Origin of the sequence: Bacillus sp. B28 (assembly GCF_029536185.1) — a bacterium.
GTDB classification, from domain to species: domain Bacteria; phylum Bacillota; class Bacilli; order Bacillales; family Bacillaceae; genus Bacillus; species Bacillus halotolerans.
In genome coordinates, this window is the sequence record NZ_CP120511.1 from 1,074,041 (window position 1) to 1,100,733 (window position 26,693).

The 26,693-nt window shown below is 44.4% G+C and carries 27 protein-coding genes; 15 read left to right on the forward strand and 12 right to left on the reverse strand.

Translation table 11 applies throughout. The features are described from left to right. Nucleotides 1–274 precede the first annotated feature (274 nt). Together bmrC and bmrD are read left to right on the forward strand one after the other, a co-directional pair. Nucleotides 275–2,032, forward strand: a complete 1,758-nt coding sequence (gene bmrC, locus P3L57_RS05245) for a multidrug ABC transporter ATP-binding protein BmrC (protein WP_069486316.1) — start codon at nt 275–277, stop codon at nt 2,030–2,032. Next, nucleotides 2,029–4,050, forward strand: a complete 2,022-nt coding sequence (gene bmrD, locus P3L57_RS05250; protein WP_277617509.1) for a multidrug resistance ABC transporter ATP-binding protein/permease BmrD — start codon at nt 2,029–2,031, stop codon at nt 4,048–4,050. Before bmrC ends, bmrD begins: the two co-directional genes overlap by 4 nt. A 45-nt stretch (nt 4,051–4,095) precedes the next feature. Here bmrD and P3L57_RS05255 read toward each other — a convergent pair whose 3' ends face one another. The 6 genes from P3L57_RS05255 to P3L57_RS05280 all read right to left on the reverse strand — a co-directional run bounded on the left by P3L57_RS05255 (nt 4,096) and on the right by P3L57_RS05280 (nt 8,212). Continuing rightward, nucleotides 4,096–4,716, reverse strand: coding sequence for an NAD(P)-dependent oxidoreductase (locus P3L57_RS05255; RefSeq protein ID WP_044156579.1), 621 nt, complete (start codon nt 4,714–4,716; stop codon nt 4,096–4,098). A 38-nt stretch (nt 4,717–4,754) separates the two neighbouring features. Further along, a complete protein-coding gene (locus P3L57_RS05260) occupies nt 4,755–4,880 on the reverse strand; it encodes a hypothetical protein (RefSeq protein WP_081638264.1) in 126 nt (41 codons plus the stop codon). Between the two features lie 106 nt (nt 4,881–4,986). Next, nucleotides 4,987–5,190 (reverse strand): beta type acid-soluble spore protein SspB, encoded by a 204-nt coding sequence (gene sspB, locus P3L57_RS05265; RefSeq protein ID WP_010333571.1) that lies wholly within the window; start codon nt 5,188–5,190, stop codon nt 4,987–4,989. Between the two features lie 211 nt (nt 5,191–5,401). Further along, a complete protein-coding gene (locus tag P3L57_RS05270; protein ID WP_024120758.1) occupies nt 5,402–5,611 on the reverse strand; it encodes a YheE family protein in 210 nt (69 codons plus the stop codon). A 158-nt stretch (nt 5,612–5,769) separates the two neighbouring features. Further along, nucleotides 5,770–7,131 (reverse strand): YheC/YheD family endospore coat-associated protein, encoded by a 1,362-nt coding sequence (locus P3L57_RS05275; RefSeq protein ID WP_069486318.1) that lies wholly within the window; start codon nt 7,129–7,131, stop codon nt 5,770–5,772. After that, the gene (locus tag P3L57_RS05280) at nt 7,121–8,212 is read right to left on the reverse strand and encodes a YheC/YheD family endospore coat-associated protein (RefSeq protein WP_059336406.1); all 1,092 of its coding nucleotides are present in this window, start codon (nt 8,210–8,212) and stop codon (nt 7,121–7,123) included. The genes P3L57_RS05275 and P3L57_RS05280 overlap by 11 nt, the downstream gene beginning before the upstream one ends. Before the next feature lie 262 nt (nt 8,213–8,474). Between P3L57_RS05280 and P3L57_RS05285 the strand changes: the two genes are divergently transcribed. Together P3L57_RS05285 and P3L57_RS05290 are read left to right on the forward strand one after the other, a co-directional pair. After that, complete coding sequence (locus P3L57_RS05285) at nt 8,475–9,608, forward strand: DUF445 domain-containing protein (protein ID WP_069486319.1); 1,134 nt, start codon at nt 8,475–8,477, stop codon at nt 9,606–9,608. A 92-nt stretch (nt 9,609–9,700) separates the two neighbouring features. Further along, nucleotides 9,701–10,054 carry a YlbF/YmcA family competence regulator gene (locus P3L57_RS05290; RefSeq protein ID WP_010333576.1) on the forward strand — a complete coding sequence of 118 codons (354 nt, stop codon included), beginning with the start codon at nt 9,701–9,703 and terminating at the stop codon, nt 10,052–10,054. 44 nt (nt 10,055–10,098) lie between these two features. Here the strand turns inward: P3L57_RS05290 and P3L57_RS05295 are convergent, their stop codons facing one another. Then, nucleotides 10,099–11,172 carry a DNA alkylation repair protein gene (locus tag P3L57_RS05295; RefSeq protein ID WP_069486320.1) on the reverse strand — a complete coding sequence of 358 codons (1,074 nt, stop codon included), beginning with the start codon at nt 11,170–11,172 and terminating at the stop codon, nt 10,099–10,101. A 486-nt stretch (nt 11,173–11,658) separates the two neighbouring features. On the opposite strand from P3L57_RS05295, the gene P3L57_RS05300 reads away from it, so the two are divergent. After that, nucleotides 11,659–12,525 (forward strand): Cof-type HAD-IIB family hydrolase, encoded by an 867-nt coding sequence (locus P3L57_RS05300; protein WP_044156572.1) that lies wholly within the window; start codon nt 11,659–11,661, stop codon nt 12,523–12,525. A 112-nt stretch (nt 12,526–12,637) separates the two neighbouring features. Next, on the forward strand, nt 12,638–14,143 hold the full coding sequence (locus tag P3L57_RS05305; protein ID WP_059352618.1) for a coproporphyrinogen III oxidase: 1,506 nt from the start codon (nt 12,638–12,640) through the stop codon (nt 14,141–14,143). A gap of 17 nt (nt 14,144–14,160) precedes the next feature. Here P3L57_RS05305 and khtU read toward each other — a convergent pair whose 3' ends face one another. The 3 genes from khtU to P3L57_RS05320 all read right to left on the reverse strand — a co-directional run bounded on the left by khtU (nt 14,161) and on the right by P3L57_RS05320 (nt 16,287). Next, nucleotides 14,161–15,381 (reverse strand): K(+)/H(+) antiporter subunit KhtU, encoded by a 1,221-nt coding sequence (khtU, locus tag P3L57_RS05310; RefSeq protein WP_069486321.1) that lies wholly within the window; start codon nt 15,379–15,381, stop codon nt 14,161–14,163. 7 nt (nt 15,382–15,388) lie between these two features. After that, on the reverse strand, nt 15,389–15,886 hold the full coding sequence (gene khtT / locus P3L57_RS05315; protein ID WP_010333581.1) for a K(+)/H(+) antiporter subunit KhtT: 498 nt from the start codon (nt 15,884–15,886) through the stop codon (nt 15,389–15,391). Nucleotides 15,887–15,948: 62 nt separating this feature from the next. Next, nucleotides 15,949–16,287 (reverse strand): hypothetical protein, encoded by a 339-nt coding sequence (locus P3L57_RS05320; RefSeq protein WP_083244444.1) that lies wholly within the window; start codon nt 16,285–16,287, stop codon nt 15,949–15,951. A 165-nt stretch (nt 16,288–16,452) separates the two neighbouring features. Between P3L57_RS05320 and P3L57_RS05325 the strand changes: the two genes are divergently transcribed. Continuing rightward, the gene (locus P3L57_RS05325; protein ID WP_044156565.1) at nt 16,453–17,220 is read left to right on the forward strand and encodes an enoyl-CoA hydratase; all 768 of its coding nucleotides are present in this window, start codon (nt 16,453–16,455) and stop codon (nt 17,218–17,220) included. A gap of 20 nt (nt 17,221–17,240) precedes the next feature. Here P3L57_RS05325 and P3L57_RS05330 read toward each other — a convergent pair whose 3' ends face one another. Beyond that, the gene (locus P3L57_RS05330; protein WP_069486622.1) at nt 17,241–17,426 is read right to left on the reverse strand and encodes a YhzD family protein; all 186 of its coding nucleotides are present in this window, start codon (nt 17,424–17,426) and stop codon (nt 17,241–17,243) included. A 127-nt stretch (nt 17,427–17,553) separates the two neighbouring features. Here P3L57_RS05330 and P3L57_RS05335 point away from each other — a divergent pair, with 127 nt between their 5' ends. The 6 genes from P3L57_RS05335 (at nt 17,554) to P3L57_RS05360 (ending at nt 25,303) form a co-directional block, all read left to right on the forward strand. Continuing rightward, the gene (locus tag P3L57_RS05335; RefSeq protein ID WP_044156564.1) at nt 17,554–18,450 is read left to right on the forward strand and encodes an ABC transporter ATP-binding protein; all 897 of its coding nucleotides are present in this window, start codon (nt 17,554–17,556) and stop codon (nt 18,448–18,450) included. Beyond that, nucleotides 18,443–19,702, forward strand: coding sequence for an ABC transporter permease (locus P3L57_RS05340; RefSeq protein WP_069486322.1), 1,260 nt, complete (start codon nt 18,443–18,445; stop codon nt 19,700–19,702). Before P3L57_RS05335 ends, P3L57_RS05340 begins: the two co-directional genes overlap by 8 nt. A gap of 117 nt (nt 19,703–19,819) precedes the next feature. Beyond that, entirely contained in the window at nt 19,820–21,046 is a 1,227-nt protein-coding gene (locus P3L57_RS05345) for a metallophosphoesterase family protein (RefSeq protein ID WP_069486323.1), read from the forward strand. Between the two features lie 4 nt (nt 21,047–21,050). Beyond that, nucleotides 21,051–23,948 carry an ATP-binding protein gene (locus tag P3L57_RS05350; RefSeq protein ID WP_095532965.1) on the forward strand — a complete coding sequence of 966 codons (2,898 nt, stop codon included), beginning with the start codon at nt 21,051–21,053 and terminating at the stop codon, nt 23,946–23,948. A 73-nt stretch (nt 23,949–24,021) separates the two neighbouring features. Beyond that, nucleotides 24,022–24,966 (forward strand): 3'-5' exoribonuclease YhaM, encoded by a 945-nt coding sequence (yhaM, locus tag P3L57_RS05355; protein WP_024120773.1) that lies wholly within the window; start codon nt 24,022–24,024, stop codon nt 24,964–24,966. 124 nt (nt 24,967–25,090) lie between these two features. Continuing rightward, nucleotides 25,091–25,303, forward strand: coding sequence for a sporulation YhaL family protein (locus P3L57_RS05360; protein ID WP_044156559.1), 213 nt, complete (start codon nt 25,091–25,093; stop codon nt 25,301–25,303). A 41-nt stretch (nt 25,304–25,344) separates the two neighbouring features. Here P3L57_RS05360 and P3L57_RS05365 read toward each other — a convergent pair whose 3' ends face one another. Next, nucleotides 25,345–26,220: a peptidylprolyl isomerase gene (locus tag P3L57_RS05365; RefSeq protein ID WP_277617510.1), complete on the reverse strand. Its 876-nt coding sequence runs from the start codon at nt 26,218–26,220 to the stop codon at nt 25,345–25,347. A gap of 159 nt (nt 26,221–26,379) precedes the next feature. Between P3L57_RS05365 and yhzE1 the strand changes: the two genes are divergently transcribed. After that, nucleotides 26,380–26,466, forward strand: a complete 87-nt coding sequence (yhzE1, locus tag P3L57_RS05370) for a sporulation protein YhzE1 (protein ID WP_003327753.1) — start codon at nt 26,380–26,382, stop codon at nt 26,464–26,466. 125 nt (nt 26,467–26,591) lie between these two features. Further along, nucleotides 26,592–26,678 (forward strand): sporulation protein YhzE2, encoded by an 87-nt coding sequence (gene yhzE2, locus P3L57_RS05375; protein ID WP_003155248.1) that lies wholly within the window; start codon nt 26,592–26,594, stop codon nt 26,676–26,678. The last annotated feature ends 15 nt before the right edge of the window (nt 26,679–26,693 follow it).

A 26,693-nucleotide genomic window follows, 5' to 3' on the forward strand; every position in this document is an offset into this window, starting at 1 on the left:
ACAGAACAGTTTCATATTGGCGCGGCAAACCCTTATTCTGTTTTTTTGATTTGGGTTAATCCGCGCGCCGAAAAGCGCTCTGTACATCATAATCGATAACAAAAGGCATGGAGCTGACGCTTCGTGCCTTTTTTATATACAAAATCTTAAGAAAGACAGGTGTATCGGATGTGAAGACAAATACAGAGGCAAGGATTGGTTATGACAACCTGAACGAAAAGAGCTGCAAGGAAAAAATAGAAGGCGGCTGACGAGATAAAGGAGATGGGGATGGATGTTTTCAGTATTGAAAAAGCTGGGCTGGTTTTTTAAAGCCTACTGGCTGCGCTATACCATTGCGATTGTGCTTTTATTATGTGTAAATGTACTTGAGATGTTTCCGCCTAAACTGTTGGGGAACGCCATTGATGATATGAAATCGGGGGAGTTTACCTCAGGCGGGCTGCTGTTTTATGTCAGCGTATTTTTAGGTTTGACGGCGGTGGTGTATATCATGTCTTATTTTTGGATGCACCAGCTGTTCGGCGGGGCGAATGTGATGGAAAAAATTCTCCGCTCAAAGCTGATGGGACATTTGCTGAAAATGGCGCCGCCGTTTTATGAAAAATACAGAACAGGAGATTTAATGGCGCGGGGGACAAATGATCTCCAGGCTGTCAGTTTAACGACAGGTTTTGGCATTTTGACATTAATCGATTCCACAATGTTTATGATGACGATCTTTTTGACGATGGGGTTTTTGATCAGCTGGAAGCTGACACTTGCAGCCATAGTACCGCTTCCCATTATGGCTGTTGCGATCAGCATATACGGAAGTAAAATTCATGAAAGGTTTACAGAGGCACAAAATTCTTTCGGAGCGCTGAATGACAGGGTGCTCGAATCGGTCTCGGGTGTGAGAGTGATTCGCGCTTATGTGCAGGAAACGAATGATGAACGCCGTTTTAATGAAATGACGGCTGATGTGTACCGGAAGAATATGAAGGTAGCCTTTATCGATTCTCTGTTTGAGCCGACTGTTAAGCTGCTTGTCGGCGCCAGCTATCTGATTGGGCTGGGGTATGGAGCGTTTCTTGTTTTCCGTAATGAGCTGACGCTTGGCGAGCTTGTTTCCTTTAATGTCTATTTGGGCATGATGATTTGGCCGATGTTTGCGATCGGTGAATTAATTAATGTGATGCAGCGCGGCAATGCGTCCTTAGATCGGGTAAATGAAACCCTTTCTTATGAACCGGACGTGAGAGATCCAAAGCGGCCGTCTGATTTAAAAGAGCCTGGAGATATCGTTTTCAGCCATGTCAGCTTTACATATCCAAGCTCAACAAATGTGAATATTCAAGATATTTCTTTTGCCGTGCGAAAAGGGCAGACTGTCGGGATTGCCGGTAAAACAGGGAGCGGTAAAACGACGATCATTAAGCAGCTTTTGCGCCAGTATCCAGCCGGTGAAGGGAGCATCACATGTTCAGGTGTGCCGATTGAGCAGATTCCTCTTGACCGGCTCCGCGGATGGATTGGATATGTGCCGCAGGATCATTTGCTGTTTTCGCGGTCTGTAAAAGAAAACATCTTGTACGGAAAGCTTGACGCAAGTGATGCTGAGGTAAAGAAGGCTGTTTCAGAAGCTCATTTTGATAAAGACTTGCAAATGCTTCCGGCCGGTCTGGAGACAATGGTGGGTGAAAAAGGCGTCGCACTCTCTGGAGGGCAAAAACAAAGAATTTCAATCGCGAGGGCACTGATGGCGAATCCGGAGATTTTAATCCTGGATGATTCTCTTTCCGCTGTAGATGCGAAAACGGAGGCGGCCATTATCAGCAATATCAGGAAAAACCGCCAAGAGAAAACGACATTTATTCTGACGCATCGTTTATCAGCTGTGGAGCATGCCGATCTCATCCTTGTGATGGACGGCGGCGTGATTTCTGAGAGAGGCACACATCAAGAGCTGATGGCCAATAACGGATGGTATCGGGAACAATACGAAAGGCAGCAGCTGTTCACTGCAGAAGAAGGGGGAGCAGGGGCATGAACACGGGAAAAACATTATGGAGATACGCACTCCTATATAAAAAATTGCTGATCACTGCCGTCCTGTTGCTTGCGATTGCAGTCGGGGCAGAGCTGACCGGACCGTTTATCGGCAAAAAAATGATTGACGACCACATCCTCGGCATTGAAAAAACATGGTATGAGGTCTCGAAAAAAGATAAAAATGCAGTTGAATTTGACGGCACCTCCTATGTCAGGGAGGACCGGATGCAGGGAGCGGCTGCTAAAGAGAAAGAAGCGCATATTTATCAAGTGGGAATGGCGTTTTATTTCATTGATCAGGCTGTCAGCTTTGACGGGAACAGAACGGTTTCTGACGGAAAGCTGACGATCACTAATGGGAACGAAAGCCGGACGTATCCTGCCGAAAAGCTGACAAAGCAGGAGATTTTTCAGTTCTATAAGCCGGAAATGAAGGGGATGACGTTTCTTATTTTTCTGTATGCCGGTTTGCTTGTCTTCTCGGTATTTTTCCAATATGGGCAGCATTATTTATTGCAGATGAGTGCCAACCGCATTATTCAAAAGATGAGACAGGATGTGTTTTCACGCATTCAGAGACTGCCGATCCGCTATTTTGATAATCTTCCCGCGGGCAAAGTAGTCGCAAGAATTACAAATGATACCGAGGCAATCAGAGATTTATATGTGACAGTGCTGTCGACGTTTGTGACAAGCGGCATATATATGATCGGGATATTTACGGCGTTGTTCCTGCTGGATGTAAAGCTCGCGTTTTTATGCTTGGCGATTGTGCCGATCATCTGGCTGTGGTCGATTATCTACCGGAAATACGCTTCCTATTACAATCATCAAATCCGTTCGATCAATAGTGACATTAATGCAAAAATGAATGAGTCCATTCAAGGCATGCCGATCATCCAAGCTTTTCGCCATCAAAAAGAAACAATGAGAGAGTTTGAGGAATTAAATGAATCTCATTATTACTATCAGAACAGGATGCTGAAATTAAACTCCTTAATGTCACACAACCTTGTGAATGTGATCCGCAACCTTGCGTTTGTCTGTCTGATCTGGCATTTTGGCGGCGCAAGCCTAAACGCGGCAGGAATTGTTTCCATCGGTGTGCTGTACGCGTTTGTGGATTACTTAAACCGCTTATTCCAGCCAATTACAGGTATCGTCAATCAGTTTTCTAAACTGGAACTGGCGCGGGTGTCCGCCGGGCGTGTTTTTGAACTGCTTGAAGAAAAGGAAACGGAAGAAACGGGTGAACCGGCGAAGGAGCGCGCGCTGGGGCGGGTTGAATTTAGAGACGTATCATTTGCTTATCAAGAAGGAGAAAATGTTTTGAAACACATTTCCTTTACAGCACAAAAAGGCGAAACTGTAGCGCTTGTCGGCCATACCGGATCAGGCAAGAGCTCGATTTTGAATATCCTCTTCCGCTTTTATGATGCGCAAAAAGGGGATGTGCTCATCGATGGGAGAAGCATTTACAGCATGTCAAGGCAGGAACTTAGATCTCATATGGGGATTGTGCTGCAGGACCCGTACTTATTTTCAGGAACAATCGGTTCTAATGTCAGTCTGGAGGATGAAAGAATTTCAGAAGAAGACATCATAGAAGCACTGCGGCAAGTCGGGGCTGAGTCGCTTCTTGAAAAGCTTCCGAAAGGCATCAGCGAACCTGTCATAGAAAAAGGCAGCACACTATCATCAGGAGAGCGGCAGCTCATTTCCTTTGCGAGAGCTCTGGCGTACGATCCCGCCATTTTGATTTTGGATGAAGCAACGGCGCATATTGATACGGAGACAGAGGCTTTGATCCAGAAGGCACTGGATGTAGTGAAACAAGGGCGCACGACATTTGTCATTGCCCATCGGCTTTCAACCATCAGAAACGCGGATCAAATTTTAGTGCTTGAAAAAGGAGAAATTGTTGAGAAAGGGAATCATGAGGAACTAATGGCGTTAAAAGGGCAATATTATCAAATGTATGAGCTGCAAAAAGGACAGAAGCACTCTATTGCATAGCTTTCAAAAACCCAAGACATTCAATGTTTTGGGTTTTTGTACGCATTAATAAGCCAGTCCTACCCGGCAGCCGATATAGTCTCCTGTAAGAAGCTCGTGATACAGAAAAGCCGCAGTGTCGCCGACAGTGATCTTTTTGCCTTCCGCCGGCAAGACGTTGCGCTCTGCACGGTATTCACCTGCTGCTTCTCCGTCGGGGAGATATGTGGGGCAGATCATGGTCCAGTCTAAGGACGAATCTCTAAGCATGTCATATACCTTTGCATGCTCCTTGGCAGCGCGGGTCAGCTTTCGTTTTGATTCATTTGTTTCAAATCGGTATTTTCCTGGTTCACATCGTGAATTAAGAATGCCCGCGGTGCCGATCGTGATGAGCCGTTTGATATGCTGTTCCTGCATAATGGCAAGAATATGTGTCATGGCAGCTGACAACGTATCGTCGCCATCTGTACCGAGACAGCTGATGACGATCTCAGCATCCTTCATGACTTCTTTCACATCTTCCCGGCAGCGGGCATTCCCGATAACGATTCGTTCTTTCGGCAGGCCAAGTTTATCATTCGATGACCTGATCAGAGCGTAAATATCAAGTTGTTCATTGGTGCCTGCCAATCTTAAAAAGGCTTGTCCGACACGGCCGGTTGCGCCAAATAAGGCAATTTTCATGAAAAAACCTCCTCGCCCCTCATTATAAAAGGAGGTACTCAGTTTGAACAGCGCGGGAAAGAATACCTGTACAAAAAGACAGAACGATGGGAAACATATTCATTAATCATGGATATACTTACGAACTGCACCAGCTCCCAATTCACAATAGCGATGAATGGCACCTTGATTCCCTCCCTTTTCTCCTAGGGTATGTGGTGTAGGAAAAAAGGGTGACAAATATAAAGAAGGCGCGGAAACCGCGCCTTCTGTCAGCCATTTATTGAATTGTTATTGTACGCGGCCGCCCATGTTCTGCTGAGCGAAAGATACTAAACGTTTTGTGATTTCTCCTCCGACAGAACCGTTAGCGCGGGAAGTCGTATCCGCTCCAAGGTTAACGCCGAATTCAGAAGCGATTTCAAGTTTCATTTGGTCGATAGCCTGAGCTGCGCCAGGTACTAGTAATTGATTTGAAGAGTTTTGGTTTGCCATGTGTAAAATCTCCTTTTTTATTTGATATGGTTGGGTTAACTGGAGTTGCACCAGTCTGTGGACCCGCCTCGGGTGTCACTGCCGTCTCGGCGTAACCCAATGCTTTGCCGGCTTGTTACTACGTATTATGTTAGATTTGACTGAAACTCATGCGGGGATTTTAGTGGTAAATCTTGAGAAGGCATAAAAAAGCTTAGCCGCTCAGGCTAAGCTAATCGTAAATATGAAAAAGCATCAATTCATGTATCTCGTTTTTGAGTGCCGGCTCATCAGCACGGGCGGGAAACAAATCTCCCCATTCAATCTCGCCGCTTTTATGATAGATGCCCTCGTAATGCATGCCTTTATAGTAAAACGAAATTGTCCATCCGGGCAGTTTTTGTTTTTGAAACAAAGGTTTCCAGCTGAAATGAGAAATCATCAGGTGCCACGCTCCTTGAAATTAATATCAATTGACATGGATACGGACGAATTACATTCATTGTATCATTGTTGCAAAACATCATTGAAGGGGCTTTATGATGAACTTGTCCTTGCGTTGAATAAACTTCAAGCCCGCTTTTACATAAAGCGGGCAAATTAGGATGGCCACAGCGATTCATGGGAGGTAATGGCCATCTTCGAAAGATATGAAGCATATTCAAAGCTTCTTCGTTTTGTCAAAGAATCGACAGATTGCAGACTCGGATGAGAAAAAATACTGCGGCCCGGGCGTGAATTCGCTTCAAACATCCATACCTTACCGTTCTGGTCAATGCCAAAATCAAAACCAATCTCGCCGATGAACCCTTCGATATGGTCATGGAGCACTTGGCTGGCGGTCAATGCCGCCGCAGAAAGCTTTTTAATGACATGTATTCGTTCCGCCGGATCATCGTATACTTCGGCCAGCGTTTTCACTTTTCCGCCATTTGATAGGTGTGTTGTAATGCTGTTTTCTCCTGAGATTTTAACTGCGATGGCGGTCACAGTCCATTTGCCTTTACTGTTTTTATTCGTATGAACGCGGAAATCAGCTGGTTTTCCCTGAAATTCAATCAAATTTACCCCTTGCTGAACGAGAAAGACAGCGGGATCATGCTGTTTTTGAAATTCATCCAGAAATGCGGAAGCATCGGGATAGTCGATTGAAGAAAAAGATTTGGCATCATTTGTATGTTTCACAGTCAAACCGGATTCCGTTTTGGCGAGCTGATAAATCCCGGTGCCGAGTGCTCCGTCCGCCGGTTTTATATAAACCTTGCCAAATGAATCACTCAGCTCTTCAATCCGCTCAACAGTAGGATGAAGGATTGATTTCGGTAAGTAAGGAGCCGTTCTCGGGTCTTTTTCCAGCAATTGATGAACATCCCATTTGTTGAAAAATGTTTTATTGAACCATGGGATTTGATATTCATTGATCAGCCGGTTTTTTGTATTCTGCAAGACAATTGAGTTCTCGATTTTTCTGTTCGGCAAACGGTCATACACGACGTTCGGCAGCGGGACAATGTGTTTCTCCCAGCCATTTTCCCTGTATAGAAGCGCTTCAATCGTCCCTTCCTGCCAATTGATTTGGTGCGCGCCGAACACGAAGCAATAGCTTCCTGTTTGTTCATGCAAAGTGAGCAGTTTAGAAAAAAAGAGAGAACGATCCTTAAAAGGGCGCTCAAGTGATGCGGTAAACCCCGCGGTGAAGATGCCGATTAACGGACCAATGTGCACCGAATGATCATGAATGAGAATATCAGCCCGGCTGCGATGCGGTATCAGCAGTTCGTGAAACAGATTTTCAGAGAGGAGCACTGTCTGTTCGAGATTTCGTCTGAAAGTAACATGGCATCTGACAACCTTCGTTCCGAATGAGGCAGACAAAAGGCCGTCTTGCTTCATTGCGGAGGGCAGAAACAGAGTGTTTTCACTGTTTTTGTCTATGCCGATTAAAAACCGTTTACGATTCACGCGGAAGAACTCCTTTCTGATTTTGCAGCGAAAATAGATATTTGCACCGCTTAAGAGGACAAGTATATAGATGTTCTTTTTTCTCAGGAGAAACATGAAGTATTGATTTTCTGCCTGGTTTAGAATTGATATCCAGGATCCAGATCCTCCCGTCCTTCGCAAGGCATATATCCAGACCGAGTTCAAATAATGGACCGTATCGCTCATCAAGATAATACGGAACCGATTGGGTAATCGAGAATACGTCATCCAGTAAGACTACCTGCTGTTTTTTCGGGATATTTTCAAACCATGTATCAAATGTAAGCGTATCCGATCCGCCTGATAAATTGGCCAGCAGCCCGTTTTTGTATCCGCGTCTTACTGCCTTTCCGACGGTATGCCATTCACCGTCCTCATTTTTTTGCATAAACAGCCGGATATCACAAGGGTATTGCTCCTTATCTTGGATATTTAAATAAGGCTGCATCAAATATTGGTGCTGAAGCACTTTTTTGCACCAAGTTTTAAATGAAGCTTGGTTTGAAAAGGATTTTGTCTGTTTATCCTTTCCGATATGGTAGGTGGCGGTTATGTTTTTCTTGCCAAGCTCCAGAAGTATCACACCTCTGCCGCCAGCACCGAACGCTGGCTTTAAAATACAGGCTTTTTCTTTCGATAAATACGAATGGATTTGTTCAAATCGGCTCACTTTCATGGTTTCCGGAATGTAAGGATTGATCACAGAATGCTCCTGCAAATCTTGAAACACAGTCCATTTATCAGGAAGACCCCGCCCGATAAATTCGGTTTTCGGATATTTTTTGAGCCATTCAACGATCGGCTTTGCTTTTTGTGATTGTGAATCCTTCCCATAAAAACAGCGGTCATAAATATAATCGGGAATCGCAAGTTCTGTTTCGTTCCAATTGCTGCTCGCTGGATGATATACCAGCGCTTTGACACGCAGGGTGTCGGGCAAAATGTCAAACGGTGTAAAGCGGATCAAACGTATGCCGAATTCGGGTGCTCTTGTGGCCAATTCTGCGGAATAATCCTGCTCGTGCTGGCGGGTTAAGGACATAAAGCCGAGTGTTATCATGGTGAGACTCCCCCTTTTATTAAAAAGCTGCCGGCGGGTGTCAGCAGCTTTACGCTTCAAAAAACATCAGGAACACAGCTGTCGGTAGTCTACTTTACAGATTACGATTCAGCATCTTGCCCTATTCCTGTTAAACAAGCTGATTTTATGGCCATATGTTTTGTCTCCTTGTTTGCTAAGTGATCACGCCAACCTCTATAATACAAATAGGTCATTCTATTTATGAAAAAGTAAAAGCACAGATGGAGGCAGATGAGCAGGAATGGGTATTGCAGGAACCTTTATATTTATGATCGTGATCGGCGCAGTGATCGGCGCGGTGACCAATCATTTAGCAATTCAAATGCTATTTAGGCCGTATAAGGCATATTATTTGTTTGGAAAACGAGTCCCTTTTACTCCGGGATTGATTCCAAGAAGACGTGATGAGCTTGCGAAACAAATGGGGCTGATGGTGGTAAACCATTTATTAACGCCTGAGGGTATTAAAAAGCGGCTTGTTTCAGATTCAGCCAAAAAGCAGGCGCTTCAAGTCGGAGAACAGCTGATTCAAAACCTGTCGCTATCTGAAATGACAGTAAAAGAAGCGCTTGAAAAAGCCGGAGTAAAGCATCCGGGTGAAGCGGCAGACGCCTGGATCAGCCGCTGGACGGATGATAAATTGAATGAACTTTTCCGCCGATATGAGCATCAAACGTTAAAAGAAGCACTGCCATTGGAAGTGCAGGAAAAGCTTGAAGAGAAGATACCGATGATTTCAGGCTATATTTTGTCGCGAAGCATTCATTATTTTGAAAGTGAAGAAGGGAAAATCCGTCTCGGCAATATGATTGATGATTTCTTAAAAGAACGCGGTATGCTTGGAAGCATGGTGCAAATGTTTCTCGGCAATTCAAGCCTTGCTGATCGCGTGCTGCCGGAGCTTCTGAAGTTTTTGCGGAATGAGGAAACGAATAAGCTGCTTTCTGATCTTCTGAAAAACGAATGGGGCAAGCTGAAGGAGTATACATTTAATGAAGCGGACGAAAAATGGAACGCAAAAGTATTAATCTTTAGCCTGAAACAAAGAGTGCTGCAAGCATTTTCAACTGCTCCGTTTTTTGAAAATACGATTGGCTCGCTTACAGCCCGCTATGAAAATGATCTGAACCATCGTATCCTGCCGGCGTTTTTAGACAAATTGCTTGAGGGGATTTCAACCAATCTTGAAAGTGTATTAAAACGAATGCGCCTTGAGGAAATTGTAAAGGAGCAGGTGGATCAGTTCCCGGTACAGCGTCTTGAAGAAATGGTGCTGTCGATTTCGAAAAAAGAATTTAAAATGATAACCTATTTGGGCGGCCTTCTCGGCGGAATCATAGGTGCAATTCAAGCGTTGTTTGTCATCCTTTTTTAAGAAGAAACGGGTTTCGATTAATGAAAGGAGCTCCATAGTCTGTTATAGTGGAGTGGTATGTCAATCGGCAATAATGAAAGGAGCTATTTACAATGGCTGTTAATTTTTATGATGTAGCGTATGATCTGGAAAATGCATTGCGCGGGAGCGAAGAGTTTACCCGTTTAAAAAACCTGTACGATGAAGTAAACGCAGACGAGTCTGCGAAACGGATGTTCGAAAACTTCCGTGATGTGCAGCTGAGACTTCAGCAAAAACAAATGGCTGGAGAAGAAATTACAGAAGACGAAGTGCAGCAGGCTCAAAAAACCGTTGCGCTTGTGCAGCAGCACGAAAAAATCTCTCAGCTGATGGAAGCGGAGCAGCGTATGAGTATGCTGATCGGCGAATTAAACAAAATCATCATGAAGCCTTTAGAAGAGCTTTACGGCAGTGTCGAAGGCTAATCATTCAAAATCCCTTCTGGATAAGAAGGGATTTTTTTATTCGTTCAGCAAACTAGAAAATCCAACGATTTCTTTACCTCTCCATTGATGATCACTGATAATGTATGAATTCCGTTGTAATGTTTTCTTGTAGATAAATCCTTAAAGGTTTGTGTTTTGGTATATGATTTTGTTTCGTTTTTTCGTATATTCGTTTCTGTTATTTTAAATACCTTTCGATGATGCTGGCCTCTGGCTTTTACGTAATCAATGGCGTACTCAATTCTTACTTTCTGATCCCTGTCTGAATGAATGTGAAAAGTAAACTTGAGGGTTTCGCCAATAGAAATACGGCTGGACTCGCACGTTAAATCTTGCAGTTGAATCGAATCAGCATCGTGATAGCCAAAAAGCGATAAAGCCTGTTTATCGCCTTTTTTTAGCAAGGTCCGGTAAGCGTGTTTGATGATCCAGTCTGTATGAAGATGTGTTCCATACCATTGTTCAGCGACTTCTCTCAGCAAGTGAGGATGCGTTTTTGATATATCATTAAGGTTGTTGGCCACACTTTTTCTCACATACAAAGACTCGTCCTGCATCAGCTGCTCAAGGATCGGCAGCAGGGGGGAGGGGTCCGATTTCAAAGCGGGTATCGATTTTCCCCATGGGAGGCGGGGCCTGCTTCCTTCACTCGCAAGTCTTCTTACGTGCTCATTTTCATGCTTAGACCATATCAGGAATTGTGCAATCATTTTTTCCTGATTTAAAAGCAAAAAAGGTCTCACAGCAAATTCTGAAGTGGAATATGCCGTAAAGTATTCTAATGCCTTTATTGAATCATCCCAATGCTCTAACCCATACTGCTCCACATAATCAGGAAATATGATTCCGCTGAGTCCCTTAAAATGAGGAGCTGCATCCCATAATACTGCAAGCGCTTCGCCATAATGTTTCGGCAGTGTTTCGTATAAAGCAACGGTAATGCGGCGCATGCGTTCTTTTAATGCGAGCCCAGGCCATTCTCCCGTCATTAAGAGTTCCTCGAATTTGTCTTTGTTGAATGCTGGATAGGTTTCTTTTACAGTATCTGTCAATCGAGAGATCAGTTCTTGATTATAAATTTCTTTTAATACAGTCATTGGACCACCGCTTTTTTCATTTAATGTTTATATTGTATACGAATGTACGTTCCTATTCAAGTGGTGAAATCCAATAATTAACATTACACGCTACCTTAGTTACACAGATATTGATTGCTTTTTTTAGTTAAAAAAACCCTTGTCATCTGCAGAGAAAACTGGGATAATAACATTGAAAGCGCCTACACTTACCTATTTCAAATGGATACGGTCGCATATCATGCCGTTATAAGAGGGGATAAGCAACAGAGAGTAAGTGTTCGGAGCGCATCATTGGTCAAATAAGGGGTTCCTGATACATGATTTTTCGTAAATCGAAATAACGATATTAGGGAGAATGGCTGCTTCGATCGTATCCTATTATGATTGCATATATAAAGTCTGCTGAGTCAGGCTTTTTTTGCTGTACAGAAAAGGTTGTTCTAAACACAGAGACAGGGTCATATCCTATACACAAGTACAGTCATCAAGGAGGGGGACATCTCTGTGTCTAAACAATTGCTTGCCTTAAACATAGATGGAGCGCTGCTTCGGTCGAACGGGAAAATTCATCAGGCAACGAAAGACGCGATTGAATATGTTAAGAAAAAAGGGATTTACGTCACACTTGTCACCAACCGTCATTTTCGCTCAGCTCAGAAAATAGCAAAATCGCTGAAGCTTGATGCAAAGCTGATCACCCACAGCGGCGCCTATATCGCTGAGAAAATAGACGCGCCCTTTTTTGAAAAAAGAATTTCTGACGATCATACTTTTAATATCGTTCAAGTGCTTGAGAGCTATCAATGCAACATCAGGCTTCTTCACGAGAAATATTCAATTGGAAACAAGAAAAAGGTCAATTCAAATTTGCTTGGGAAAGCGCTGATCCACCCGTCAGATCCCATCTTTTACCCGGTTCAGTTTGTTGAATCGTTAAGCGATCTTCTGATGGATGAACCGGTGAGTGCGCCCGTCATCGAAGTATATACAGAACACGATATTCAGCAAGACATTACAGAAACGATTACAAAAGCCTTCCCGGCGGTTGACGTGATTCGCGTCAACGATGAGAAGATGAACATTGTTCCAAAGGGAGTTTCGAAGGAAGCGGGCCTTGCACTTGTTGCTTCGGAACTGGGGCTGGGGATGGAGGATGTAGTCGCTATCGGCCATCAGCAAGACGATCTTCCGATGATTGAGCTTTCCGGCCTTGGGGTTGCAATGGGGAACGCTGCACCGGAAATTAAGAGAAAAGCCGATTGGGTCACAAGGTCAAATGACGAGCAAGGCGTCGCATATATGATGAAGGAATATTTCCGTATGCAGCAGCGAAAAGGGTTCCTCGATAAGTTCCACATGAAACGCGTATAAAAAAAGCCGCTCGCGCCCAAACAGGTGCGGCGGCTTTTTTGCCGGATTGATTTTAGCTGTTTATTTCTGTACACTAAAGAAAGTTTTGAATCTGATAAATTAGGTGATGAAGTTGCAAATGAAAATAGAAGGCATACACGATGACCGCCTTCATCGGCCACTGCAAAATATCGCAAATTTGTTTTATGAGGAATGCGATCTTGTCTACGGCGGAGAGGAGCCGGCGGATTTTGTCATCTCTTTAGCGTGCACGCAAACGGATGAGCATGTGACGGTTTCAGGAGAAGTGAAAGGAACCGGAATTAAGGAACACCATACTAAATCTTTTTCTCCTGATATGAATGAAAAAGAAGCTTTCAAACAAGTAAAAAACACAATTTCTTATGTTTACTTAAATCTTCTTCAAGCGCATACGGGCATGACGCAAAAGTGGGGAATCCTTACGGGAATCCGCCCGACGAAGCTGCTTCATAAAAAGCTGCAAAGCGGGATGCCGAAGGAACAGGCGCATGCAGAATTGAAAAAAGACTATTTAATTCATGATGAGAAAATCGAATTGATGCAGCAAATTGTCGACAGACAGCTGGCGGCAGTTCCTGATTTGTATCAAGTAAAGGACGAAGTCAGTATTTATATCGGCATTCCTTTCTGCCCGACCAAATGTGCGTATTGCACATTCCCTGCATACGCCATCCAAGGACAAGCAGGCAGAGTCGGCTCATTTTTATGGGGGCTGCATTACGAAATGCAGAAAATCGGCGAATGGCTGAAGGAGCATGACGTCAAGGTCACAACCATATATTTTGGCGGCGGGACGCCTACAAGCATTACAGCGGAAGAGATGGATCTTCTGTATGAAGAAATGGTCCGCTCCTTCCCGGATGTGAAAAACATTCGGGAAATTACTGTGGAAGCCGGCCGCCCCGACACGATTACTGAAGAAAAACTTGCCGTGTTGAACAAATATGATATTGACCGGATCAGCATTAACCCGCAATCCTATGAAAACGAAACGCTCAAGGCAATCGGCCGTCATCATACGGTGGAAGAGACCATTGAAAAATATCATCTGTCACGCCAGCACGGCATGAATAATATCAATATGGATTTAATTATCGGTTTGCCTGGCGAAAGCGTGAAGGAGTTCAGACACAGCCTTTCAGAAACCGAGAAATTGATGCCGGAATCGCTGACTGTTCACACCCTTTCCTTTAAGCGGGCGTCAGAAATGACAAGAAACAAACATAAATACAAAGTTGCCGGGAGAGAAGAAGTTTCTCAAATGATGGATGATGCGGTAGCTTGGACGAAAGAGCATGGATACGTGCCTTATTATTTATACCGCCAGAAAAATATTCTTGGAAATCTGGAAAACGTCGGGTACTCGATTCCGGGCCAGGAAAGCATCTACAACATTATGATTATGGAAGAGGTGCAGACGATTATCGGCATCGGCTGCGGTGCGGCAAGTAAATTTATTGATCCGGATACAGGGAAAATTACACACTTTGCCAATCCGAAAGACCCGAAATCATACAATGACCGATTTGAGCACTACACGGACGAAAAGATCAAATATTTAGAGCGGATTTTTGAGAGAACGACAAAGCAGCACTGATCACAGTGCTGCTTTTTTTATCCCCGCTGTTTTTTCACAGGCTGAACGTCCGGCTTCCATTTAAACACCTTGTTCAGCTGGCGGTAAATCCATTTTGATTCTTTTGTTAATAACGGCCCCAAAATCGCAAGAATGAGGACATATAATGCGGCGAACGGCTTTAATGTAACTGACAGGCCGCCGGCTATGCCGAGGTTGGCAACGATAATCGAAAACTCTCCCCGTGATACGATCGTAAGACCGATATTGGATGAGGCTTTATGAGAAAGCCCTGCGCGGCGCCCAGCCACCATTCCGGCGATAAAGTTTCCGAATATGGTCAGGATCACAGCTCCCAATGCCAGCCAAACCGCTTCACCAAGTGAAAAAGGGTCTATGCTGAGGCCGAAGCTGAAAAAGAACATCGCGCCGAAAAAGTCGCGAAACGGAACGACAAGGTGCTCAATCCGATCGGAATGCTCTGTTTCTGAAAAGACCAAACCGAGCAGCAGCGCGCCGATGGCTTCTGCCACATGAATTGTCTCTGAAAATCCGGCGATGAAAAAGAGCGCTGCAAAAATGACGATAATAAACACTTCGTTTGAGCGTATGTCCAACAGCTTATTCAAAAGCGGCGGGAGCTTTCTGGCCGCGATAAAAAACAGCAGCATATAGCCAAATGCGATCAGAATGGACAAAAGCGCACTCCCGACTGATGTCGCGTCTCCAAGCACAAGGCCGGAAACAACAGACAGATACACGGCAAGGAAAATATCCTCAAACATAATAATGCCGAGAATCAGCTCGGTTTCCGGGTTGGCCGTTCTTTTTAAATCGACCAGCACTTTTGCGACGATCGCGCTTGAAGAAATGGTGATGACGCCTGCCAGCACGAGGACTTCCAGAAAAGAAAACCCGGTGATAAAGCCATAAAGCAGGCCGAGGGTGAAGTTAATCAAAATATAAATTGATCCGCCAATTGCGATGGATTTTCCAGATTTGATCAGCTTTCCGACAGAGAATTCAAGTCCGAGATAGAAAAGGAGGAAAAGCACGCCCATCCGCCCGAAAAACTCAATGATTTCACTGCTTTCTATAAACGTGAGGTCAATGATCCCGACTTTAGGGGCATGAGGGCCAAGCAGCATCCCTAAAATAATGAGAAACGGGATAATTGAAAACTTAATTTTATTTGCGATGACACTGGCAATTGCCACAAGCACAAGCGCAGTTCCGACTTCAAACACAAGATGATCCATCCGCTGATCACACGCCCTCTCTAGAAAGAAAATCATGAGTCAGTTTCTTCAGATGCTTTCTTTCACCTGAGAGGACAAGGGTATCATCTTCTTCAATCACCGAGTCCGCACCCGGATTTAAAAACTTTTGCTGGTTATGTTTAATGATGGCGATGACAGTGACATCATAGTTTTGACGGACATCAAGTTCGCCGAGGGTGCGCCCGATTGACTTCGCACCTTTTTCCACCTTAAACCATTCAATAATGAGGTCGCTAAACGCCATCTCGATGGATTCCAGTGCCTGCGGCTTATAGACCATGCCGCCCAAAATGGCGGCAATTTGCCTTGCTTCAGAATCATCCAATGAAATATTGGAAAGAAGCTCATCGGGATCCCGGTCATCAAACCGATAGATTTCCCTTCTTCCGTCATCATGAATGATAATCGTCATTTTTTCGCGGTTTCTTGTTTCAATTTCAAATTTTTTGCCGATTCCCGGCAAATCGTTTTCTTTTATATTCAATGAAAATCCCTCCGAATGTAGTGTTGGCATAAAAGATAGGGTACAAACAAAACGGTATACATTCATATTCGGAGGTAATTAGACTGGTATTTGACAGGGACGGCACAAACCCTTTCCAGCCTGTTGATGTGAGGATCATCAAGCGGCTTGACAGATAACGTTCTGATCGACTGCGCCAATGGATTGTACTCTTTCATAAACTCCGCCAGATGCAGACTGCCCGGTGAAGGCGTTTTGGCTGATTGTGATTCTTTCGGATATGAGGCCATTGGCACATAGCTGTCAGTGCTTGCATCAAACTGGGAGGGCAGGACCACGTCAGAAGGGGGAAAGCACACCATAAATAAGCTTAATAGAAAGCTGATTATTAATTTATCCAAGTTACCTTCCCCCTTTCTCATTCTATATCCCTTCCATTTCACTATATAAAACTTTATGTTCCCATTCAAATGATATGCATTTTTCAGTATCTATTGACCTTGAAAAATAAAAAAGGTTTCTTTAAGGACGGCGGGGAATGTATATGAGAAAGAAAAAAAGAAAGCGTATACATGGAGGTGTTTCATATGGATTATATTCAATATGAACTGAAGGGGCCTGTGGCAGAAATTGTGCTGAATCGCCCTGATGCTCATCACGCCTTGAATGAGCAAATGCTTTTCGAGCTGAAGGAGGCGTGTGAAAAGGTTTCTGAAAGCGAGGCGCTCATCGTCCTCCTGAGAGGTACCGGAAAAGGTTTTTCGGCAGGCGGCGATATACGGATGATGACCTCTGAGCATGACCCTGATCAATTTAGGCAGCTGATGGATACGATCGAAGCCATTACTTTAACGTTATACGAAATGAAAAAAGTGACAATTGCCGCTGTCCATGGTGCTGCCGCGGGGCTGGGCTTGAGTTTAGCACTATGTGCTGACATTGTGCTTGCGGAGAAAAATGCCGTTCTTGCAATGAACTTTATCGGCATCGGCCTTGTTCCTGATGGCGGGGGACATTATTTGCTGAAAAAAAGGATTGGGGAAGCGAAAGCGAAAAAGCTGATTTGGAGCGGGAAAAAGCTATCCGCTGAAGAAGCGGCTGGTATGGGTCTCTTGGATGGAACATTTAACGGAGATCCTATGGAAGGTGCAAGACCTTATGTTGAAACGCTTTTAGCCTCGCCCCTATTGGCAATGATTGAGACGAAAGCCATTTTTCAAAGCCTCCATATTGATGAATTGAAGAAGGTGCTGGCTCTTGAACGAAGAGCCCAGGAGAGAATGAGGAGGACCAAAGATCACCAGGAAGGAATCCGTGCATTTTTAGAGAAACGGGAGCCGAAGTTTCAAGCATAACAGATCAGCCGGGAAGCTGATCATCTCTGAAACAAAATCAGCTTTCCGGCTGCATTCACTAAACGATGGGTATGATTATGAAGCTCTTTTTCCTTTAACAGGGCTTCACCCTGCTGTCTTGCCGCATCTTCGTTTTCCGCCTCAAATCGCTCGTTTATCAGTGTTTCTCCCGAAGGATCAAAAGCCGTAAGAAAATACTCCGCCATCATATTTCGCCTCCAACTTCATCATTTATCGTTCTTTCTTCATTTATATTCTAAATAGCAAACCAAAATCCTTTATTATGTTTTAACCAAATATAGTATATAATGGGTCAGGGAAGGAGGAGATTCGGTGCTGACGATTGATCACGTAACGAAGACATTTGGAGATTATAAAGCGGTTGACGGTTTGAATTTGGAAATTCCGGAACAGCAAATGTTTGGCCTCTTAGGCGCAAACGGAGCGGGAAAAACGACGACCTTTCGCATGATTCTCGGCTTATTAAGCATTACGGAGGGTACGATCAGCTGGAAAGGCCGTCCCGTCAACTACAGTATGAGCAACAAAATCGGATATTTGCCGGAAGAGCGCGGACTATATCCGAAAATGAAGGTAAAGGACCAGCTTGTCTATCTGGCAAGATTAAAAGGCATGGAGAAACGCGAAGCCGTAAAAGAGCTCGGAACATGGCTTGAACGGTTCAATATAACAGAATACGAGAATAAAAAAGTAGAAGAGCTTTCAAAAGGAAACCAGCAGAAAATCCAGTTTATTTCGTCGGTTTTGCATAAGCCTGAGCTGCTGATTCTCGATGAACCATTCAGCGGGCTGGACCCTGTCAATGTCGAGCTGTTGAAGGAGGCTGTTATCTCTTTGAAAAACAGCGGTGTCTCGATTTTATTTTCCAGCCATCGGATGGAGCATGTCGAGGAGCTGTGTGAGCACCTTTGTATTTTGCAAAAAGGGAAACCTGTTGTGCAAGGCAGACTGAAGGAAATTAAACGTTCATTCGGCAAAAAGAATGTGACCATTCATTCCGATGACGATCTACATTTTTTACAGGGGCATGAAGGAATTACGCAATGGAAAGAAACGGCCGGCGGCGTAAAGCTGCAAATTGCCAATGAAGACATCTCTCAAGAGATCTTCGCCATGCTCCAAGGAAAAGGATTTATTCGAAAGTTTGAGCTTGAAGAGCCGTCACTCCATGATATTTTTATAGAAAAGGTGGGGGCCGTCTATGAATAAATTTTTGATCATGCTTTCTCATACATACAAAAATAAGATTATGGCAAAGTCTTTTATTATTTCTACTGTCATTACGGTTCTGCTTGTATTGGCTGTCACCAATTTAGAATCGATCATTTCCATGTTTCAAGGAGAAGATACAAAAGAGAAAATTGCTGTTATTGATGAAACAAACGAATTATATCCGATTTTCTCTAAGCAGCTGAAAGCAGTCGATACTGACAGCGATCTTGATGTGGAGCAGTCTAAGCAATCAGAGGAAAAGGTTATAAAGCAAGTCAAAGAGGAAACGCTTGATGGGATGCTCATTATCAAAAGAGATGAAAAAGGGACGATCTCAGGGACGTACAAAGCGTTAACGATTTCGGATGAAAGCACGTATCAAACACTGCAGCAGGCGTTAACACAAACAAAAACCGCTGTTGGAACAGAGGAGCTCGGCGTTTCGCAGGAAACCATCAGCAGCCTCTATGCGCCTGTCACTGTCGGGCAGGAGGCGCTGAAAGAGGGTGCAAAGTCTGAGGAAGAGCTGGGGCAGGCGATGGGACTTGTTTACATTATGCTGTTTGTCATATATTTCTCCGTTATTATGTATGCCAGCATGATTGCGATGGAGGTTGCGACCGAAAAATCTTCGCGTGTCATGGAAATCCTCATCTCAAGCATGCCGCCGATCCAGCAAATGTTTGCAAAGCTGTTAGGCATCGGGCTCGTCGGAATAACACAGCTTGCTGTCATTATTTCTGCCGGATATCTATCGCTGAAGCTGAACAAAACGAGCGAAACGGCTTCATCTGTCGGCGGTTTTCTTAATCTGACCGACGTTCCCGTTTCTACCGTGATATATGCTGTTATTTTCTTTTTGCTCGGTTACTTTTTATATGCGACACTGGCCGCGTTTCTTGGCAGCGTCGTCAGCAGAATAGAGGACGTGCAGCAAACGATCACACCGATGACGCTGTTGGTGGTTGCCGGTTTTATGATTGCCATGTTCGGACTAAACGCTCCGGACGCAGGATTTATTACGGTCACATCGTTTATCCCGTTCTTTACGCCGATGATTATGTTCTTACGCGTCGGCATGCTTGATATTCCGTTTTGGCAGGCGGCTGCCGGCATCGGGATAACACTGCTCACCATTATCATACTTGCCGTCATTGGCGCCAGAATTTATAAAGGCGGCGTCTTGATTTACGGCAACTCAAGCGCGTTTAAAGCAATCAAACAAGCGCTGCGTTTGTCAAAAAGCTGATTGGAAAAACAGCCTGGGGATGCTCAGGCTGTTTTTGATTGTATTCGTTTTGACAGAACGTGCATTCGTAAGAAATCGGTGCTAAAATAAGGGTACTTCATCCTGGAAAGGAGCAGAATGTTGACTGATCTAACCTTTATTCATGCGGCAGATCTTCATCTCGACAGCCCGTTTTACGGGATATCGCATCTGCCGGAACCCATTTTTGCCCGGATCAAAGAAAGCACGTTTTCAAGCGTGAGACATATCATAGACGCTGCAATCACAGAGAACGTTGATTTCGTTTTGCTGGCGGGGGATTTGTTTGATGAGGCCAATCGAAGTTTAAAGGCGCAGCTCTTTTTGAAAAAACAGTTCGATAGACTTAGAGAGTACGGGATTTCAGTCTATGTGATTTTTGGGAACCATGATCATCTCGGCGGAGAATGGACGCCGATTGAATGGCCGGAGAATGTTCACATGTTTACATCCCCAGTCCCTGAAGAAAAATCGTTTTATAAGGATGGCAGGCGCGCAGCAAGCATTTACGGTTTCAGCTATCAGACCAGAGCTGTGACGGAAAACCAAGCCGCCCGCTACCGGAGATCAACTGACGCGCCCTTTCATATCGGGATGCTCCACGGCACGTTATCAGGATCTGAAGGACACGATCCATATTGCCCGTTTACTCAGGATGATCTTGTGAAAAGCGGGATGGATTATTGGGCGCTTGGCCATATTCACAAACGCCAGGTTCTTTCTGCCGGGAATCCGGCCGTGATATATCCGGGAAATCCTCAAGCGCGCCATATGAAGGAGACAGGAGATAAAGGCTTTTATCTTGTCCGAGTGGAGCGCGGAGATATTTCCTATGAATTTAAGAAAGCGCATGACGTCCTGTGGGAGAAAGCAGAAGTTGATGTGTCAGCGATAGAGAATATGACCGCGCTCTTTCAAATTGTCGAGGACACGTTTTCAAAGCTGCGGAAAAAAGGGACTCCTGCTTGTGTGAAGCTCGTATTACAGGGGACCGCGCCAGAATGGTTATCGGATGCGCCGAGAGGTTCACTGGACGAGCTCCTTGAAGCCTTTCAGGAGCAAGAGGTGGACGAGGAGAATTTTATATGGCCGCTCTCATTGGAAGATGAGACGGAAAATGAAGCAGAGCTTAAGAGCCTTGATCCTTTTTTCGGCGGTTTATTGGAAGACATTGAACAGACTGATCTTGCAGGTGTGCTTGAAGGACTTGAGCGGCATCCTGTATATAGGAGACACGCAGACCGGTTTAGTCAAGAGGAGATAAAGGAAATAAAAGAGCAGGCACAGGTTTTATTGAAAAGACAGCTTAAGGTGCTTGAGTCATGAGGCGGTGAAAGTTATGCGAATCATATCAATACATATCTACCAATACGGAAAATTTTCAAATCGAACCTTTCACTTTTCCGCCTCGCCTGTCCAATTAATCTACGGATTAAATGAGGCAGGAAAAACGACGATGATGTCATTTATCGAAAGCATGCTGTTTGGTTTTCCGAAATCGAAAAAATATGAACCGAAATCAGGCGGTGTGTATGGCGGTGTTCTTGAGGCTGAGCACCCTGAATACGGCGTGATGAAGATTGAACGGACGAAAGGAACCGCTGAGAAGGTAAGGGTGTACACAGAAACCGGAGAAGTAAAGCAGGAAGATTTTCTGAAGCAGCTGTTCCAGGGTACGGACAGGGCGCTGTACAAAGCCATTTATTCGTTTGACGTATTCGGATTGCAGGAAATTCACGCCTTTAATCGGGACAAGATTGGAGAATTCCTGCTGTTTTCCAGTCTGTTTGGCGCTGAAGCCGTATCAAAGCTTGATTCAAGACTGATGAAGGAAAGCGAAAGGCTCTTTAAACCAAACGGCCGAAACCCTCATTTGAATCAGGAGCTGGAAACGCTGAAGCAGCTGGCAGCAAAGCTGAAGCAGGCTGAAGCGGAGGAGGCGGGCTATCATCAGCTACTTGAGGAGAAAAGAACGCTCGAATCCCGTCTTGCTGCTGCTGAAACAGAGCTGAAAGAGACTGCGGAACATATTCGAAACATCGACAGAGCCATTGAACTGAAGCCGGTGCTAATCGAAAAAACTGTGCTGGAACAGGCGGTTGGACAATATCCGGAGCATGCGGGGCAATTCCCTGCTGACGGATTACATCGATTAGAAAAGTATGAATCCCATCTTCATCCGAAATCCGCACAGCTGGAGGCGCTTCGGGTAAAGCTTGCAGAGTTGGACAAACAGCTGCAAAAGCTTAACCCGAATGAGGATATATTGGCGAATGAAGCGCTTATTCTAGAGCTATCATCAGCATATCATATGTACCAATCCTACGGGGAACAGCTTGCCGCCATCCAGGCTCAGCTGCGCCAGTCCTCTTCACAGGCAGCGGCCGGGCTGGAGCAGCTGAATAAAACAGATGAAAATGAACTGATGAATATGAACACGTCCTATGACTATGAATGGCAGCTCCAGCAGGCGGTGCGGCATTACGTGCAGGCAAGAGACAGAAAAAGACAGCTTGACGAAGCGTTTGAAGCGGCGCGGCGCGAGCTGGAAGACGCTGAAAGGGCAGTTCGTGACGTATCTTCCGCTATACTTGAAAACAGCCAAAGAAAAGAAAAAGAAGCCGCTCTTACAGCATATGATGAAGCACAGGGACAGCATCAAGAGCAGATGAAACTGAGGGAACAGCTGAAGTTCTTCGAAAGGCAGCAGGCGAAACAAAAGAAGATCGTGATTGCGGCAGGCATTCTCTTCATGGTTCTCTTTCTGCTGCTGGGGCAATGGATTCCAGCCATATGTGTCGGCGCTGCACTCATGCTGTATGCCTTTACAACTGGCAGAAAGCTGCTGTCTTCTGAAGAAGTAAGGGAGAGGAAAGAGCCAGAGACGGATATTTCTCCGCGAGAAGCCGAAGCGATTAGAGAAGCGTTATGGGAGGATGACCGCAATAAACAGCACCTCACATCGTTGCGGGCAGAGCTCCAGCAGAAAGAGGCGGCTTATGAAAGGATCATCCAGCAATTCGAACAATGGGAGGCCGATATGGCTCCCTCCTTCAGCCAAGCTGAGCAATTCATGAATGAACTCGGATTTAAGGAAGACCCTTCCTTCTTGCTGGATGCTTACAATGTAATGAAGGATGTAAAAAAAGAAGTGAAGAAAAAACATGAGCTAACGATCGAAGCCGGGAGACTTCAAAAGCATCGGCGGACATTTGAGGAACGCGTCAGAATGCTGCATCCTGACAAAAACGATTCTCAAACCCCCGTGGCTGATGTCCTTCACGCACTGCGGAAAAATGCGGAACGCGAAAAAGAGATCGAGAAGCAAAAAAGAGAAATTGAAACAGATATCCAATTTCACGAAGAGCAGGTGCTGGAGCTGGAGCAAGAAATACGGTATTTCCAAGCGCAGATCGAACAATTATTCACTGAGGCGGGTGCAAAAGACAGAAATGAGTTTTTCGCCATAGCCGATATCAGCAAGAAATTGAAGGATATTGACACAAAGCTGTATAACGTAAATGCGCAGCTTCAAGGTGTCAGCTCAGCAGAACTTCATCTGGCGGGCTCCGGCACTCTTTCTGAATTGGAACAAAAACGACTGCAGGAACATGAAAAAAAAGAACGGCTCGATGAGGAGACGAAACAGCTGCGCGCTCAAATCGCAATGGTTTTGGTCAAACAGGAACAGCTAGAGGCTTCGGGATTGGTCTCGGATCTCAAATTGCAAACCGAAATGCAAAAAGAGCGTGTGAAAGAATCTGCAAAAAAATGGGCATCGATTCAAATGGTCAGACATGTGATCAGAAACAAAATGGAGCGGCATAAAAAAGTCGGCCTGCCGCGTCTTTTGGAGACGGCTGGAGAATTCTTCCGCCCGCTGACTGACGGCAGCTATCAATCGATTTATTTTTCCGAAACAGATGATTCCATCATGGTCATGAACAGCGCTGGAACGGTATTTCAGGCGGAAGAGCTGTCTCAGGGCACGTGTGAACAGCTGTATACAGCAATTCGTTTCGCTCTGGCCGTTACTCGTCAGGATGGGGCAATGCTGCCATTCCAGCTCGACGACAGCTTTGTACATTTCGATCAGAAACGTCTGAACCGTGTGCTGGAAATGCTTGCTGTTTTATCAGGAGGAGAACGGCAGATTTTCTATTTTACATGCCATGAACATGTAAAAAATGCGTTTCAAAGTGATCAAATCATCCATTTAGTATCATAAATGAGGTTATATAGCTGAAAATCGGTATGTGATATACTGATATTATGTAAGATACGGAGGGAGCTTTAATAGTATGGCTAAAGGGATTATGCTACATGAGGTTGGCGAACAGGTTGACCAATATCTATTGATCAAATCCTTAACAAAAGGGATTGCAAGCAATGGAAAACCGTTTTTAACTCTGATGCTTCAAGACCAGTCAGGTGATATTGAAGCCAAGCTGTGGGATGCCAAGCAAAGTGATGAAGTAACCTATGCGCCGCAGACGATCGTTAAGGTTGTGGGGGATGTCCACCATTACCGCGGACGCACCCAGCTGAAGCTGAGAAATATCAGACCGGTGAGCGAGAATGAAAACGTCAATATTGATGATTTTTTGGAAACTGCGCCGATTCCGAAAAATGAAATGCTGGATACCATCACTCAATATATATTTGAAATGAAAAATCCAAATATCCAGCGGATAACAAGATATTTGGTCAAAAAGCACGAAGCAGAATTTATGGATTACCCGGCGGCTACGAAAAATCATCACGAGTTTGTCTCAGGTTTAGCGTATCACGTCGTCTCTATGCTGAATCTGGCAAAAGCAATTGCTGATTTATATCCGTCTCTTGACCGTGATCTTCTTTATGCAGGAGTTATCCTTCACGATCTCGGAAAAGTGAAAGAGCTGTCCGGGCCCGTTTCCACTTCCTATACAGTAGAAGGCAATCTGCTTGGCCATATTTCCATTATGGTCACAGAGCTGTCCAAAGCGGCTGAGGAGCTTCAAATCGATTCTGAAGAGGTGTTGATTCTTCAGCACTTGATCCTGAGCCATCACGGCAAAGCAGAGTGGGGCAGCCCAAAACCGCCGATGGTAAAAGAAGCGGAAATTTTGCACTATATTGATAATCTGGATGCGAAAATGAATATGATGGACAGAGCGCTGGAGCGCGTGAAGCCGGGTGAGTACACTGAACGTGTATTTGCACTTGAAAACCGTTCCTTTTATAAACCGACTTTTCATCAATAATCAAAAAGGACTGAAGCTGACATGTTCAGCTCAGTCCTTTTTTACATGCTTTTCCCGCTCATAACCTGTCTCATTCCTGCATAAGGTTAAAAATAAAGAATCTATGCAAAAGGGGGAGAAGCCCGTGTTGTTTTTTCCATGGTGGGTATATCTTTGTATTGTGGGTATCATTTTCAGTGCATATAAGCTGGTTTCAGCAGCCAAAGAGGAAGATAAGTTAGACCAGTCTTTTATTGAAAAAGAAGGTCAGGTTTATATTGAAAGGATGGAAAAAGAAAAAGAACGCCGCACGTCCCAGCAGCGTGAGGAAGAAAACCAAAATCATTCCATCGCATAAAAAAAGCTGCGCAGCTCAGTGAGCCTGCACAGCTTTTTTTATTATTTAGAACTGTTTGAAGAACCGCTAGTAGAAGCAGAAGTTTTAAATGTATCCTTCAAATCTTTATCCTTCACATCGATGTCAGCTTTTTTCATTACTTTTTGAACGGCTGCCTGCACAGCTGTGTTGTCATTAAGTTTTTGGTCGAGAACATCAGATTTCAGCTCTTTTTTCATATCTTCATATTTTCCGCGTTCTTCAGTCTTTTTAATGATATGGTAGCCAAATTGTGTTTTCACAGGGTCGCTGACTTCGTTTGTTTTCAACTTAAATGCAGCTTTTCTGAATGTGGAATCCAGTTGTTCGTTATCTTTTGAAATCCAGCCAAGTTCGCCACCGTTTTTAGCTGAGCCTGTGTCTGTAGAGTATTCCTTCGCAAGGGCATCAAATTTCTCACCTTTTTTCAGCTTTTTCTCTACTTCCTCAGCTGTCTTTTTGTCAGCGACAAGGATGTGGCTTGCGCGAATTTGGCCTTTTAAGTTTTCCCAGTATTCTTTAATTTCGTCATCTGTAACCTTGATGTTATCTTTAGCTGCTTTTTGTGTAAGCAATTCATATTTAACTTGTTCTTTGAGGTAATCTTTTCCATATTGATCTTCTAACGCAGTATATTGATCGCCGAGCTGTGTTTTGTATTCTTTCATCTTGTTGTCAATTTCTTTATCTGATACTTTGTATTTCTTGTCCAAAACTTTTTCTTGCACCAGCTGAGTGAGGACGCTCGCTCCAGTTTGTTTTTTCATGTTTGTGTAAAGTTCGCCTTTTGTCACATCGCCTGCGTCTGTTTTTGCGATGACTTCTTTGTCGCCGCTGCTGCAAGCACTGAGAGCGAGGATGCTTGTAGCAGTGATAGCTGCTATTGCGATTTTCTTCATTGTTTTCAAACACTCCTAATCATTCCAAATTGAATTGCCTATGCGTATCATAACATATTGTGGCTTTCTGTAAAAAGATTTTAAATAAAGGGCATTCGTCTAGTCAAACTTTCGCTGATGACATACAAATATATTGATCAAGAAAAGGAGGTATGTAACATGAGCGGAGGATATTCAAACGGTTTCGCTTTGCTTGTTGTACTGTTCATTTTGCTTATCATTGTAGGTGCAGCTTACATCTACTAAGCAGCAAAAGGGATCGCTTGTTGAATAAGCGATCCTTTGCTTTCACAAGCGCCTAATCGTTTCATCAATTAACTGCATAAGATGTAATTGGAAAATAAAGCTTTTTACAGGAGGTGCTTTTTAAGATGGGTGAAGTATTTGCAGGCGGTTTCGCTTTATTGGTCGTCTTATTTATCTTGTTGATTATCATCGGCGCTTCTTGGCTTTACTAATCAATGCAAAAAAGC

Coding starts and splice junctions, on each gene's coding strand:
- P3L57_RS05320 (WP_083244444.1), bottom strand. CDS start 16,287: ATGAGAAAGGGGGAAGGTAACTTGGATAAATTAATAATCAGCTTTCTA.
- sspB (WP_010333571.1), bottom strand. CDS start 5,190: ATGGCAAACCAAAACTCTTCAAATCAATTACTAGTACCTGGCGCAGCT.
- P3L57_RS05295 (WP_069486320.1), bottom strand. CDS start 11,172: ATGACTGTATTAAAAGAAATTTATAATCAAGAACTGATCTCTCGATTG.
- P3L57_RS05290 (WP_010333576.1), top strand. CDS start 9,701: ATGGCTGTTAATTTTTATGATGTAGCGTATGATCTGGAAAATGCATTG.
- yhzE1 (WP_003327753.1), top strand. CDS start 26,380: ATGAGCGGAGGATATTCAAACGGTTTCGCTTTGCTTGTTGTACTGTTC.
- yhaM (WP_024120773.1), top strand. CDS start 24,022: ATGGCTAAAGGGATTATGCTACATGAGGTTGGCGAACAGGTTGACCAA.
- P3L57_RS05285 (WP_069486319.1), top strand. CDS start 8,475: ATGGGTATTGCAGGAACCTTTATATTTATGATCGTGATCGGCGCAGTG.
- P3L57_RS05330 (WP_069486622.1), bottom strand. CDS start 17,426: ATGGCGGAGTATTTTCTTACGGCTTTTGATCCTTCGGGAGAAACACTG.
- P3L57_RS05270 (WP_024120758.1), bottom strand. CDS start 5,611: ATGATTTCTCATTTCAGCTGGAAACCTTTGTTTCAAAAACAAAAACTG.
- P3L57_RS05345 (WP_069486323.1), top strand. CDS start 19,820: ATGTTGACTGATCTAACCTTTATTCATGCGGCAGATCTTCATCTCGAC.
- khtU (WP_069486321.1), bottom strand. CDS start 15,381: ATGGATCATCTTGTGTTTGAAGTCGGAACTGCGCTTGTGCTTGTGGCA.
- P3L57_RS05340 (WP_069486322.1), top strand. CDS start 18,443: ATGAATAAATTTTTGATCATGCTTTCTCATACATACAAAAATAAGATT.
- yhzE2 (WP_003155248.1), top strand. CDS start 26,592: ATGGGTGAAGTATTTGCAGGCGGTTTCGCTTTATTGGTCGTCTTATTT.
- P3L57_RS05255 (WP_044156579.1), bottom strand. CDS start 4,716: ATGAAAATTGCCTTATTTGGCGCAACCGGCCGTGTCGGACAAGCCTTT.
- P3L57_RS05325 (WP_044156565.1), top strand. CDS start 16,453: ATGGATTATATTCAATATGAACTGAAGGGGCCTGTGGCAGAAATTGTG.
- bmrC (WP_069486316.1), top strand. CDS start 275: ATGTTTTCAGTATTGAAAAAGCTGGGCTGGTTTTTTAAAGCCTACTGG.
- P3L57_RS05280 (WP_059336406.1), bottom strand. CDS start 8,212: ATGATAACACTCGGCTTTATGTCCTTAACCCGCCAGCACGAGCAGGAT.
- P3L57_RS05365 (WP_277617510.1), bottom strand. CDS start 26,220: ATGAAGAAAATCGCAATAGCAGCTATCACTGCTACAAGCATCCTCGCT.
- bmrD (WP_277617509.1), top strand. CDS start 2,029: ATGAACACGGGAAAAACATTATGGAGATACGCACTCCTATATAAAAAA.